This window comes from Psychrobacillus sp. Z3-81 (assembly GCF_056620325.1).
In genome coordinates this window covers 1-13,100 of record NZ_JBWQPU010000020.1, presented here as the reverse complement: position 1 = coordinate 13,100, position 13,100 = coordinate 1, and the positions used below count along the sequence as shown (strand labels likewise).

The 13,100-nt window shown below is 39.8% G+C and carries 13 protein-coding genes; all 13 read left to right on the top strand.

All coding sequences use genetic code 11. The features are described 5' to 3' along the window. Window positions 1-3: 3 nt before the first annotated feature. The 13 genes from tilS (at window position 4) to lysS (ending at window position 12,750) form a co-directional block, all read left to right on the top strand. Window positions 4-1,404, top strand: a complete 1,401-nt coding sequence (gene tilS / locus AC1ECF_RS16230; RefSeq protein ID WP_480390475.1) for a tRNA lysidine(34) synthetase TilS — start codon at window positions 4-6, stop codon at window positions 1,402-1,404. A gap of 16 nt (window positions 1,405-1,420) precedes the next feature. Continuing rightward, entirely contained in the window at window positions 1,421-1,963 is a 543-nt protein-coding gene (gene hpt, locus AC1ECF_RS16225) for a hypoxanthine phosphoribosyltransferase (protein ID WP_480390474.1), read from the top strand. Window positions 1,964-2,062: 99 nt separating this feature from the next. Further along, on the top strand, window positions 2,063-4,054 hold the full coding sequence (ftsH, locus tag AC1ECF_RS16220) for an ATP-dependent zinc metalloprotease FtsH (protein WP_480390473.1): 1,992 nt from the start codon (window positions 2,063-2,065) through the stop codon (window positions 4,052-4,054). A 110-nt stretch (window positions 4,055-4,164) separates the two neighbouring features. After that, window positions 4,165-4,947 (top strand): type III pantothenate kinase, encoded by a 783-nt coding sequence (locus tag AC1ECF_RS16215; RefSeq protein ID WP_480390472.1) that lies wholly within the window; start codon window positions 4,165-4,167, stop codon window positions 4,945-4,947. Beyond that, complete coding sequence (hslO, locus tag AC1ECF_RS16210; RefSeq protein WP_480390471.1) at window positions 4,948-5,829, top strand: Hsp33 family molecular chaperone HslO; 882 nt, start codon at window positions 4,948-4,950, stop codon at window positions 5,827-5,829. It abuts the gene before it with no gap. Further along, the gene (locus AC1ECF_RS16205) at window positions 5,813-6,739 is read left to right on the top strand and encodes a peptidyl-prolyl cis-trans isomerase (protein ID WP_480390470.1); all 927 of its coding nucleotides are present in this window, start codon (window positions 5,813-5,815) and stop codon (window positions 6,737-6,739) included. The genes hslO and AC1ECF_RS16205 overlap by 17 nt, the downstream gene beginning before the upstream one ends. Window positions 6,740-6,887: 148 nt before the next feature. Then, window positions 6,888-7,811 (top strand): cysteine synthase A, encoded by a 924-nt coding sequence (cysK, locus tag AC1ECF_RS16200; protein ID WP_480390469.1) that lies wholly within the window; start codon window positions 6,888-6,890, stop codon window positions 7,809-7,811. Window positions 7,812-8,165: 354 nt separating this feature from the next. Beyond that, window positions 8,166-9,020, top strand: coding sequence for a dihydropteroate synthase (folP, locus tag AC1ECF_RS16195; protein ID WP_480390468.1), 855 nt, complete (start codon window positions 8,166-8,168; stop codon window positions 9,018-9,020). 2 nt (window positions 9,021-9,022) lie between these two features. Beyond that, entirely contained in the window at window positions 9,023-9,388 is a 366-nt protein-coding gene (folB, locus tag AC1ECF_RS16190) for a dihydroneopterin aldolase (protein ID WP_480390467.1), read from the top strand. Beyond that, the gene (folK, locus tag AC1ECF_RS16185) at window positions 9,385-9,903 is read left to right on the top strand and encodes a 2-amino-4-hydroxy-6-hydroxymethyldihydropteridine diphosphokinase (RefSeq protein ID WP_480390466.1); all 519 of its coding nucleotides are present in this window, start codon (window positions 9,385-9,387) and stop codon (window positions 9,901-9,903) included. Before folB ends, folK begins: the two co-directional genes overlap by 4 nt. Then, the gene (locus tag AC1ECF_RS16180) at window positions 9,855-10,079 is read left to right on the top strand and encodes a helix-turn-helix domain-containing protein (RefSeq protein ID WP_480390465.1); all 225 of its coding nucleotides are present in this window, start codon (window positions 9,855-9,857) and stop codon (window positions 10,077-10,079) included. The genes folK and AC1ECF_RS16180 overlap by 49 nt, the downstream gene beginning before the upstream one ends. Further along, a complete protein-coding gene (gene dusB / locus AC1ECF_RS16175; protein WP_480390464.1) occupies window positions 10,076-11,101 on the top strand; it encodes a tRNA dihydrouridine synthase DusB in 1,026 nt (341 codons plus the stop codon). The genes AC1ECF_RS16180 and dusB overlap by 4 nt, the downstream gene beginning before the upstream one ends. A 158-nt stretch (window positions 11,102-11,259) precedes the next feature. Continuing rightward, window positions 11,260-12,750, top strand: coding sequence for a lysine--tRNA ligase (lysS, locus tag AC1ECF_RS16170; protein ID WP_480390463.1), 1,491 nt, complete (start codon window positions 11,260-11,262; stop codon window positions 12,748-12,750). Window positions 12,751-13,100 lie beyond the last annotated feature (350 nt).

Genomic DNA, 13,100 nt, shown 5'->3' with positions numbered 1-13,100 from the left:
AAGATGCACCAATTCGTCCGAAAGGTGAAACAATATATTGACAAGCACCAGCTGATTGAAAAGGGAGAGCGTCTTCTTATCGCCTGCTCTGGTGGGGCTGACTCTGTAGCTGCAGTTCTCGTAATGAAAGAGTTGGCGAGCGTTTATGAATGCGAGCTAGGAATTGCTCATACAGACCATCGATTAAGAGGAAAAGAGTCTGCAGAGGATATGGACTTTGTATTAAAATTAGGAGAAAAATTACGTATTCCTGTTCATGCAACCACACTTCAAGTACCAGAGCGAATTGAAGCTGAAGGTGGAAATGTTCAACTGATCTGTAGGGAGGAAAGATACTCTTTTTTTGAACAAGTAGTAAGGAACCATGACTATCATAAACTCATTTTCGGCCATCATGGAGACGACCAAACGGAAACAGTATTAATGACAGTGATCAGAGGATCTTTAAGTAATGCAATTACTGGAATCCCCAATATGCGTCCATTTTCAACAGGTCAGATTATTCGCCCGCTTCTTAATGTGACGAAGAAGGAGATTATGGAGTATTTAAATGAATGCAACGTAGGCTATCGACATGACCCTAGTAATGATAAGCATACATACACACGCAACCGTATCAGACATCGAATCGTCCCTTTATTGGAAGAAGAAAATCCGAATATCAATGAGGCGATCCGTACCTTGGTAGAAAAACAACAACAAGATGATGATTTTCTGTGGCAGCTTGCAAAGGATAAGTTTGAACAGCTTGTGACAGTTGAGAGTGAAGGGGTCTTCTCACTCAATACTAGCACATTTTCGAAGATTCCCCTTGCTTTACAAAGGAGATTGATTCTACTACTATTAGAGTATCTATATAAAAACTCCGACATACTACTTAATGACCGTCTGATTGAATCTATTTTAGCAGCCTGCAATGAACAGGAGGGCCATGCTGTTTTACATTTGCCCAACGGTTTCTTCCTCATTCGTCATTACCAAGTAGTTCAATTTACCTCTTCTAATCCACAAAATGCTTTTAAGTTAAGAGAACAAATTTTTCTAGAAGAGAACAAATGGACTAATTGTGGTGCTGGATTTTCTATCTATTTAACACGGAATATAGGTGAAGTACAATTCTCAGATGAAAAATGGTTTGTTCATGTAGAAAAAGACATGCTTCCCCTTAAGATTAGACAAAAGAAAAATGGAGACCGCATACAAATAAAAGGAATGCGCGCCTCCAAAAAAATTTCACGTCTATTTATAGATGAAAAGGTCCCATTAGAGGAACGGCTAGTATGGCCACTGCTAGTGACTGCCAAAGATGATATAATAGCAGTAATCGGCATACGTTACGGAGTACAATTTTCGAAGCAAGGCAGTTCGCAAAATTATGTATTATACATAAGGCGAAATCAATAATTTAGGGGGACCAATCATGCTAGAGAAGGACATTCTAGAAGTATTAATAACAGAGGAGCAAATTCAAGAAAAGACGAATGAGCTTGGTGCGTTATTGTCAGCAGATTATGCAGACAAGTTCCCACTTGCAATAGGAATCTTAAAGGGTGCAATGCCTTTTATGTCCGATTTAATGAAGCGAGTAGATGCTTATATTGAAATGGATTACATGGATGTATCGAGCTACGGAAATGCGACAGTTTCTTCTGGAGAAGTAAAAATTGTCAAAGACTTAAACACTAGTGTGGAAGGCAGAGACATTCTTATTATTGAAGATATCATTGATAGTGGGATGACTTTAAGCTATCTAGTGGATCTTTTAAAGTATCGTAAAGCAAAATCCATTAAAATCGTGACCCTATTGGATAAGCCTTCTGGTAGAAAAGTAGACTTGGAAGCAGATTATGTTGGTTTTGAAGTGCCAGATGCGTTTGTTGTAGGTTACGGATTAGATTACGCAGAAAAATATAGAAATTTACCATACGTTGGTGTGCTGAAAAAAGAAGTGTATTCTTTTTAGTATAAGTATCCAAGTTTAGAGGCTTTTTGTTGTACGCCCAAAATTTCGTATGATAAGATAATCAGTAGTTTTTCTGTTTACCTTGTGAGGAGGCTAGGAATGAATCGAGCATTGCGCTACGCCATATTGTATTTACTGATATTTTTTGTGATTGTTGGTATATTCGCTACGTTTAATAATAGCAATCAACCAACTAAAGATATTCGTTACGACGAATTCATCACAGCTCTTGAAAAAGGAGAGGTAACAAGCTTCTCTATGCAACCTGAACAAGGTGTTTACTTTGTTGAAGGGAAAATGAAGGGCTATGAAGAGGGAGAGACGTTTTTAACAAAGCTTCCTTATAATAGTGAAAATTTACAAGAAAAGATACGTTCATTAGCAGCGGCTCAAGCGATAGAAGTAGAAGTTATTGAACAATCCAAAACGAGTGGATGGGTTCAATTCTTTACTGGCTTATTACCCTTCTTAATTATCATTATTTTGTTCTTCTTCTTATTAAGTCAATCACAGGGCGGTGGAAACCGTGTGATGAACTTTGGTAAGAGTAAGGCAAAATTATATGATAACGAGAAGAAAAAGGCCAAATTTGCAGATGTTGCTGGGGCAGATGAAGAAAAAGCAGAGCTTGTAGAGGTTGTAGATTTCTTAAAAGACCCTCGTAAATTTGTAGAAATTGGTGCACGTATCCCTAAGGGTATCCTTTTAGTAGGTCCACCGGGAACCGGTAAAACCTTACTTGCACGTGCTGTTGCCGGTGAAGCCGGCGTACCTTTCTTCTCAATTAGTGGTTCTGATTTCGTAGAAATGTTTGTTGGTGTAGGGGCTTCCCGTGTACGTGACTTATTTGAAAATGCGAAAAAGAACGCTCCGTGTATCATATTTATTGACGAGATCGACGCAGTTGGTCGCCAACGTGGTGCAGGTCTTGGTGGCGGACACGATGAGCGTGAGCAAACACTTAACCAGTTACTAGTTGAGATGGACGGCTTTGGTGCTAATGAAGGTATTATCATTATCGCTGCGACAAACAGACCGGACATTCTAGACCCAGCATTATTGCGTCCTGGACGTTTCGACCGTCAAATCACAGTAGGTCGCCCGGATGTAAAAGGTCGTGAAGCTGTACTTAAAGTACACGCACGTAACAAGCCTTTAGATGATACTGTAGATTTAAAAGCAATAGCTTCTCGTACTCCAGGCTTTTCTGGTGCAGACCTAGAGAATCTTTTAAACGAAGCGGCATTGGTTGCTGCTAGAAGAAATAAAAAGAAAATTGATATGTCTGACATTGATGAAGCAACAGACCGAGTTATTGCAGGTCCTGCAAAATCAACGAAGGTTATATCAGAAAAAGAACGTAAAATCGTTGCCTTCCATGAAGCAGGTCACGTAGTAATCGGTTTAACCTTAGATGATGCAGAAGTCGTTCACAAGGTAACAATCGTTCCTCGTGGTCAGGCTGGCGGTTATGCAGTAATGCTTCCAAAAGAAGATCGTTACTTTATGACAAAGCCAGAGCTTTTGGATAAAGTCGCTGGTCTATTAGGAGGACGTGTGGCTGAGGACATCGTGTTTGGGGAAGTATCTACAGGTGCCCATAATGACTTCCAGCGCGCAACAAGCATCGTAAGAAGCATGGTAACGGAATACGGCATGAGTGATAAATTAGGTCCAATGCAATTTGGTCAATCTCAAGGTGGTAACGTTTTCTTAGGCCGTGACTTCAACTCCGAGCAAAATTACTCCGATAAGATTGCTTACGAAATTGATCAAGAAATGCAAACAATGATTAAAGAACAATATGAACGAACAAAACAAATTCTAACAGAAAAACGTGATTTGCTAGACCTTATCGCGAATACACTCTTAGAAGTAGAGACATTAGATGCTGCTCAGATTCTTCATTTAAAGGATCATGGTACGCTTCCTGAGCGAAACTATGGCCAAAACACTGAAGAAACAACTGAGGATGCAACCGAAATCACTTCGGATGCAGTAGGAGCTCCAAATGATCCGACAATTGGAGACTTACCAAGCGAAGACGGTTCTAATGATCCAGATTCACCAATTCAGGAAGAACGTCGATAATAATAGGAAAGCTGATTGCTCTCGTATGTGCACGAGGCAATCGGCTTTTTTCTTATATAGAAAATATGGTATGATGTTTTGGAAAAACTAGAAAAGTGAGGATATGCTCCATGATTCTCGTTTTAGATATCGGAAATTCAAATATTGTGTTAGGAGTCTTTCAAGATGAGCAGCTCATCCATCACTGGCGCATAGAAACAGATCGTCGTAAGACAGAAGATGAATACGGCATGCAGGTAAAAGCACTATTTTCACATGTTCATATATCATTCGATCAAATTGAGGGAATCATTATTTCATCTGTTGTGCCACCCATTATGTTTTCCCTTGAATCCATGTGTAAAAAATATTTTGGAATAAAACCACTAATAGTGGGGCCAGGTGTGAAAACTGGACTAAATATAAAATACGAAAACCCACGAGAAGTCGGGGCTGATCGTATTGTAAATGCTGTTGCAGCTATTCATGAGTATGGTTCTCCTCTTATTATTGTAGATTTTGGTACTGCCACAACGTATTGCTTTATTAACGAAAAGGCAGAATACATGGGGGGAGCAATTGCTCCAGGGATAGGTATTGCTACAGAAGCGCTATTTACTAAGGCAAGCAAGCTTCCGCGTATTGAGCTTGCGACGCCAGAGCATGTAGTAGGAAAAAATACAATAGCTGCAATGCAATCTGGTATTGTTTTTGGGTATGTAGGTCAGGTTGAGGGTATAGTAAATCGTATGAAAAAGGTAGCGAAGAAAAGGCCTACTGTTATAAGTACTGGAGGTATGGCATCTCTTATCGCAAGTGAAACTGCGGTTGTAGATATCATCGACCCGTACCTGACTTTAAAGGGCTTACATTTAATATATAAACGAAACTTAGATGAAAGAGGTAATAAATAGATGAATGATTATTTAGTAAGAGCATTAGCTTTTGATGGAAGTGTCCGTGCATTTGCCGTTCGTACCACAGAGACAATTGGGGAGGCGCAGCGTCGCCACGAAACATGGCCAACTGCTTCCGCAGCTTTAGGAAGATCAATGACTGCTGCAGTAATGATGGGCGCTATGTTAAAGGGAGAGGACAAACTCACTGTTAAGGTAGAGGGGAATGGTCCTATTGGTCCGATGATTATTGATAGTAATGCGAATGGTACGGTACGTGGCTACGTGACCAATCCACAAACCCATTTTGATTTAAATGCTATAGGTAAGTTGGACGTAAGAAGGGCAGTCGGTACAGAAGGTGCTATCACCATTGTTAAAGACTTAGGAATGCGTGATTTCTTCACTGGACAAGTGCCAATTGTTTCTGGAGAAATTGCAGAGGACTTTACTTATTACTTCGCTTCCTCTGAACAAGTTCCGTCTTCAGTGGGGCTTGGTGTGCTAGTAAACCCTGATAACTCTATCTTGGCTGCGGGTGGTTTTATTATTCAGCTAATGCCAGGGACAGATGATGAAACTATCACGATAATAGAGGAGCATTTAGCGAATATGCAGCCAGTTTCAAAGTTAATTGAAAAGGGCTTAACACCAGAAGAGTTGCTATATGAAATTTTAGGTAAAGAAAACGTGAAAATTTTAAATGATATGCCAGTATCTTTTCAATGTAACTGTTCAAAAGAGCGCTTTGCAAGTGCTATAATTAGTCTAGGAGAAGAAGAAATTCGTGATATGATTCATGAGGATGGCGGAGCAGAGGCTCATTGTCATTTCTGTATGGAAAAGTATCAATATTCAATAGATGAACTGGAGTCCTTTATAGATGAAATCAATTCGTAATAACACCCCACCACCAACTAAACGACGCTTAAAAACAAAACCTACGCTAATGCTTATTAGCATACTACTGCTTGGAAATCTGTTGTGGTTTATTGCTTGGTTAATACCAAACAATGATGTCCAGGATTCTGAGGAAGTGGCAACTGTTGGTGGGAAGGCTATTACGAAAGAACAATGGGTTGCCGAGATGGAGTCCAGGTATGGAAAAGAAGTCTTACTAGACATGGTAAATACAGAGGTCATGGAAGCGGCTGCCAAAAGAAATAATATTAAGGTGACTGAAGAGGAAGTGGACTTAGAGCTAGCTTTGACTGTCTCTAGCCAAGAAGGAAACGACACTTCCCTTCAGGCTTTTGATGAAGAAACACTCAGGAAAAAAATTCGGTCGAGACTTATATTAGAAAAGGTTCTCACAAAGGATCTTGGTGTTGAAAAGAAATCGATCGAAGATTTCTATGAAAACAACCAAAACCTCTTTGACATACCAACCTCTTACCGAGCGAGTATCATTTATGTGTCAAGCGAGGGAGAAGCAAAAGAAGTAGTAAAGCAATTAAATAATAAATCTTCCTTTGAAGGGCTGGCAAGAGAGCTTTCTATTGACCCTAGCTCCGCTAGCTTAGGAGGAGATATTGGGTACATAACTGTGGAAACACCAAATTTAGACTCTGCTATTGCTCAAGCTGTGTCAAAAATTGATGAAGGCAAATGGAGTGATGCCATCAGCTTGGAGGATGGTCGATATGCTGTTGTGCTTGTAGAGGATATCATAAAAGGCCAATCCTTCTCTTTTAAAGAAGTAGAAGAGCATATTAAGAGAGATCTGGCGCTTAATCAGATTTCTCAATCGGTTCCACCACAATCCTTTTGGCAGGAGTTCGATGCTAATTGGTTATATGGAGAAGAATAAACGCATCCTTAGGGTGCGTTTTTTACTACTTATTAACGGATATACATAGAGAGTGACGAGAATCTTTATTAATTGACATATCTTCTAATAGGTTGTTAAGATGAATATAATAAACCCTATTAAATAACTAGGGATTAGGAGTGAGATAATGACTAAGGTAGCACAAAGTATTACAGATTTAATTGGAAAAACTCCAATTGTAAAGTTAAATAACGTAACAGGGCCTGAAGATGCAGAGGTATATGTGAAGCTTGAGTACTTTAATCCTGGGAGCAGTGTAAAGGATCGTATTGCACTAGCAATGATTGAGGCGGCAGAAAAGGACGGAAAGTTAAACGAAAATAGTACGATTATTGAACCGACGAGTGGTAACACGGGTATTGGTTTATCTATGATCGCTTCAGCAAAAGGCTATAAAGCTATTTTAGTAATGCCAGATACAATGAGCTTAGAGCGTCGTAATCTTTTACGTGCATACGGTGCAGAATTAGTATTAACACCGGGTGCGGATGGAATGAAGGGTGCGATTGCTAAAGCGGAAGAATTAGCAAAAGAACACGGTTATTTTATGCCACAACAGTTTAATAACCCTGCTAATCCAGAAGTTCACCGTTTAACTACAGGTCCTGAGATTGTAGAAGCGTTCGATCAATTAGATGGCTTCGTAGCCGGAATTGGAACTGGTGGTACAATTACTGGTGCTGGTGGCGTATTAAAAGAGCATTTCCCGAACATTCATATCGCTGCAGTTGAACCAAAGGATTCGAATGTATTATCAGGAGGAAAGCCAGGACCTCATAAAATCCAGGGAATCGGTGCTGGATTTGTACCAGGCGTGCTTAATACAGATTTATATGATTCTATTATTGAGGTTTCTAATGAGGATGCATATGCAACTTCTCGTCAAGTGGCGAAAACTGAAGGTATCCTTGGAGGGGTTTCTGCAGGTGCTGCGGTATACGGAGCTATTCAGCTTGCGAAACAGCTAGGAAAAGGTAAAAAAGTACTTGCTATTTTCCCGGATAACGGAGAAAGATATTTAAGTACACCTTTATATCAATTTGAGGATTAATATAGTGTGAAGGGGTGTCCCATTAGTAGAAAACTATGGGACACCCCTTTTTTGCGTTTATTTGTGATTAAGGATTGTTATTGGGGTGGTCATCAACCAGTATCACCTGTTGGAGCACGATTCTTTTGCAATTTAAAGTGTGTTCGTTTTGGTAGATAACTTCATATGTTTCCAGTTAAGATGGACGTAAATGTGTTTCTTTAAATGGAAAATGGAATAAATGCTAAAATAGAGATCGAGATAAGCTTTTATTCAAAAGAGTAAACAAATAAGTTGATGGTTTCTTATCGTTCAGAAGGAGCCGTTGATCTGGATCTACAGTATATAGCAAGCAAAAGGAAGAAGGGAATAACATTGGAACTAAAGTACTCGCAAAAATTTGAGGCTGGCGGAATCACCCTTGATTTTCGAAAGGAAACAATCGTGATGGGCATATTAAATGTAACACCAGACTCCTTTTCGGATGGTGGGAAGTTTAATGAGATAGAAGCGGCTGTTGCGCAAGCAAAGCAGATGGTAAAGGACGGAGCGAAGATTATTGATGTTGGAGGAGAGTCTACGAGACCGGGCTATACTCCAATTACTGTAGAGGAAGAAATTGCTCGCGTAGTGCCTGTGATCGAAGCTCTTCGAAGAGAAGTCGATGGTATTATTTCAATTGATACTTATAAGGCAGAGGTAGCAAGAGCAGCTATCCAAGCTGGTGCACATATTATCAATGATATCTGGGGCGCTAGAAAAGATCCTCGAATTGCCGAGGTAGCGGTAGAATTTCAAGTACCTATCATCTTAATGCATAATAGAAATAACGAAGATTATCAAGATTTTTGGAATGAAGCCAAGCAAGATTTAGAGGAAAGCATCCGGATAGCTAAGTCAGCTGGAGTTCCAGATAGTCACATTTGGCTGGATCCGGGTATTGGCTTTGCTAAAAATACGACGCAAAATATATGGATGATGCAGCGTTTGAAGGAGTTAGTAGACATGGGCTATCCGGTATTACTTGCCACCTCACGTAAGCGTCTTATCGGCAATGTACTCCAACTTCCAGTAGAGGAACGTATGGAGGGTACTGGAGCGACTGTATGCTACGGTATCCAGCAAGGATGTCATATGGTACGTGTGCATGATGTGAAGGAAATAACGAGAATGACAAGAATGATGGATGTTTTAGTAGGTAAAACAAATTATCAAGAAGCGGAGAATTAAACATGGATTACATATATCTAAATGATTTAGAGTTCTACGGCTATCATGGTGCACTGCCGGAGGAAACGAAACTGGGTCAAATCTTTCGAGTGACAGTCACACTTGCTTGTGATTTAAAGGAAGCAGGAGAAACAGATAACTTAGAGGCTACGGTAAACTATGCAGAGGTTTATGAAGTTTGTAAGGAAATAGTAGAAGGTAAGCCTTATTTATTAATTGAATCCGTAGCAGAAAAAATTGCAGGGAAAATTCTAGAACAGTATAAGGGCAAGGTAAGCGGCTGTAAGATTCATGTTGTGAAGCCGAATCCACCAATAGCGGGTCATTATGCTTCTGTAGCTGTGGAAATTACGAGAGGTGTGCTATGAACATCGCCTATCTTTCCTTAGGATCAAACATCGAAAACCGTCTTCACCACCTTCAGCAATCAGTTCGACTCCTGGCTGAATCGGATATGGTAGAAGTGAAGAAAATCTCCTCTGTGTACGAAACAGATCCTGTAGGTTATTTAGATCAAGATGCTTTTTTAAATATGGTGGTAGAAGTGGCAACATCACTAACACCACATGAACTTTTAAAAAAATGTAATGAGATTGAAGCGGCTTTAGGGAGAAAGCGAGATATTCGCTGGGGACCTCGAACGGTAGACCTTGACATTTTGTTGTATAATGAAGAGAATATGAAAACAGAAGACCTTATTATTCCGCATCCTAGAATGACGGAACGAGGCTTTGTACTCATACCACTAGTGGAACTTAACGATCAGTTAATAGAGCCACAATCTAAACAATTTTTATCACATCTAGCGGATGGTCAGAAAGAAGGCGTCCATTTATGGAAAACATTCGATGGGGTTCACGCATTCGTGCATTTCGAAAGTTAAAGATGGTCAAGCAGGTAGAGCTTGCAAAGAAAATGGATATGTCTGTATCTATATTGGGCAAAATAGAGCAAGGGAAGCGTATGCCAACTGATGAACAGTTGAAAAAAATAGCTTCCATACTTGATATACAGCTAGAAGAATTGAAAGGGGAACAAAAGGAAGGTGAAGAATATTGACAGTTGCATCAACTAAGCCTTTCCAAATAGGGGATATTGTTATGGATAACCGTGTCGTACTGGCCCCTATGGCAGGTATCTGTAACTCAGCATTCCGTCTAACTGTGAAAGAATTTGGAGCAGGGCTTGTGTGTGCAGAAATGATTAGTGACAAGGGAATCGTTATTAAAAATGAAAAAACATTAAGCATGTTATATATCGACGAACGAGAAAATCCCCTTTCCTTACAAATATTTGGAGGAGAGAAGGAAACGTTAGTAGCTGCGGCTAAATATGTGGACCAGCATACAACAGCAGACATTATTGATATAAATATGGGCTGCCCGGTTAATAAAATCATTAAATGTGAAGCTGGCGCAAGATGGTTGTTAGATCCCAATAAAATCTATGAGATGGTTGCGGCTGTCGTAGATAATGTAAGGAAGCCGGTAACTGTAAAAATGCGTGCAGGCTGGGATGATGAGCATTTATACATGGTGGAAAATGCTCGTGCAGTGGAACGAGCTGGAGGAGCAGCGGTAGCTGTACATGGTCGTACTCGTGTGCAAATGTATGAAGGAAATGCAAACTGGGATTATATTCGACAAGTCAAAGAATCAGTGAACATCCCTGTTATTGGGAATGGAGACGTGAATACACCTCAGGATGCTAAGAGAATGATAGAAGAAACAGGTGTAGATGCAGTCATGATCGGTCGAGCGGCACTAGGAGATCCTTGGATGATTTATCGTACGGTGGAATACCTAGACTCTGGGATCCTAAAGCCGGAGCCGAGTGTACAAGAAAAGATTGAAGTTTGTTTATTGCATTTTGACCGCCTTGTAGCACTAAAAGGTGAGGCAATTGCAGTTAGAGAAATGCGTAAGCATGCCTCCTGGTACCTAAAAGGCATCCGAGGAAATGGGACAGCTAGAAATATGATTAATCAAATGGAGTCGGCAGAAGAATTAAAGTCATATCTTCGTCACTTTGCAGAAGAGTCAATGAAGGACGGACAAACCTCCAGTTCAATTCTAGCGTAAGTCAAAAGCTGTCACAGTAAGTGGCGGCTTTTCCTCTGTAATCAGAAAAGTGGAAATAACGAAGCCCATAAGCAAAAAGATGAATAGCTAAATGAAATTGTGTACAATAGATGAAACGTGAAGATACGTGCGATAAATGTCGCGGAGGAGTGAAGGAAATGTCTAATATAGAAGAATTAAATGATCAGCTTTTGGTGAGACGCCAAAAGATGAATGCTATACAAGAAAAAGGGTTAGACCCATTCGGAGGAAAATTCGAACGTACTCATATGAGCAACCAAATTGTAGCGGAGTTCAATGAGTATACAAAAGAAACTTTAGAAGAATCTCCAAAAGAAGTTGTAATTGCAGGGCGTATTATGACAAAGAGGGGCAAAGGTAAGGCTGGCTTTGCGCATATTCAAGATTTAGGTGGACAAATTCAAATTTATGTTCGTAAGGATGCAGTAGGAGAAGATGCTTATGAGCTATTCAATACAGCTGACCTTGGCGATATTGTCGGAGTGCGAGGAAATGTATTCCGTACACAAGTAGGGGAGCTTTCTGTGAAAGCTACGGAATTTACGTTCCTAACCAAATCACTACGTCCAATGCCTGAAAAATTTCATGGTTTAAAAGATGTTGAGCAACGATACCGTCAACGTTATTTAGATCTAATGACTAGTGAGGAAAGTAAAACTACCTTTATAGCGAGAAGTAGAATAATTCAATCTATGCGTCGTTATCTAGATAATCAAGGATATCTAGAAGTTGAAACTCCCCTTTTGCATACAGTAGCAGGTGGAGCAGCGGCTCGCCCTTTTATTACTCATCATAATGCATTAGATATGGAGCTTTATTTGCGTATAGCGATTGAGCTGCACTTAAAGCGTTTAATTGTTGGTGGATTAGAAAAGGTTTATGAAATCGGCCGCGTATTCCGTAATGAAGGAGTATCCACGAGACATAATCCAGAGTTTACGATGATTGAATTATATGAAGCTTATGCTGATTATAGAGATATTATGGATTTAACAGAGAACCTTGTTTCTCATGTAGCTTTAGAAGTACTTGGTACTACTACCGTTCAATATGGTGATGATGAAATTAACTTAGCTCCAGGCTGGAGACGTTGGCATATGGCGGATGCGGTTAAAGAAATAACTGGAGTGGACTTCTGGAAAGAGATGACCGTAGAGGAAGCAAGAGCTTATGCTAAGGAGCATGGAGTAGAAATTAAAGATTCCATGGAGGTAGGACATATTCTTAATGAATTCTTTGAACAAAAAGTAGAAGAAACGCTTGTTCAACCTACTTTCATATATGGGCACCCAGTAGAAGTTTCCCCACTGGCTAAGAAAAATCCGGAGGACGGACGCTTTACGGATCGTTTTGAGTTGTTTATCGTAAGACGTGAGCATGCTAATGCTTTCACAGAGTTAAATGATCCTATTGACCAACGTCAACGCTTTGAAGCACAAATGGCAGAAAAGGCAGCTGGTAATGATGAAGCGCATGAAATGGACGAGGATTTCTTAGAGGCTTTAGAATATGGTATGCCACCAACAGGTGGACTTGGAATAGGTATAGATCGTTTGGTCATGCTATTAACAAATTCACCATCCATTCGTGACGTACTGTTATTCCCAACTATGCGTCACCGTGACTAATAAAAAATGAAACGCTACGACAGTAGCGTTTCATTTTTTTGGTAAAATTAACATTTTTAAAAAATATGTTTTACCTCTTGCTAACTTGGTTAGAGCGTGATATAGTTATCAAGCTGTCAATTTCAAACGAGTTTCTCATTGAAACTCTCCGAAAAAAACTTTTAAAAAGTTGTTGACACAAACAAAAGAGTCTGATAAGATATTAAAGTCGCTAAGGCGATAACAAAATGAACATTGAAAACTGAACATGCAAAACGTCAAGATATACAGCGGTTGAAACATATCGCAAAACAAACATGACATCATTTTATGATGATGCCAGCAAAATTTATGAGCTATCAAAGCTTATC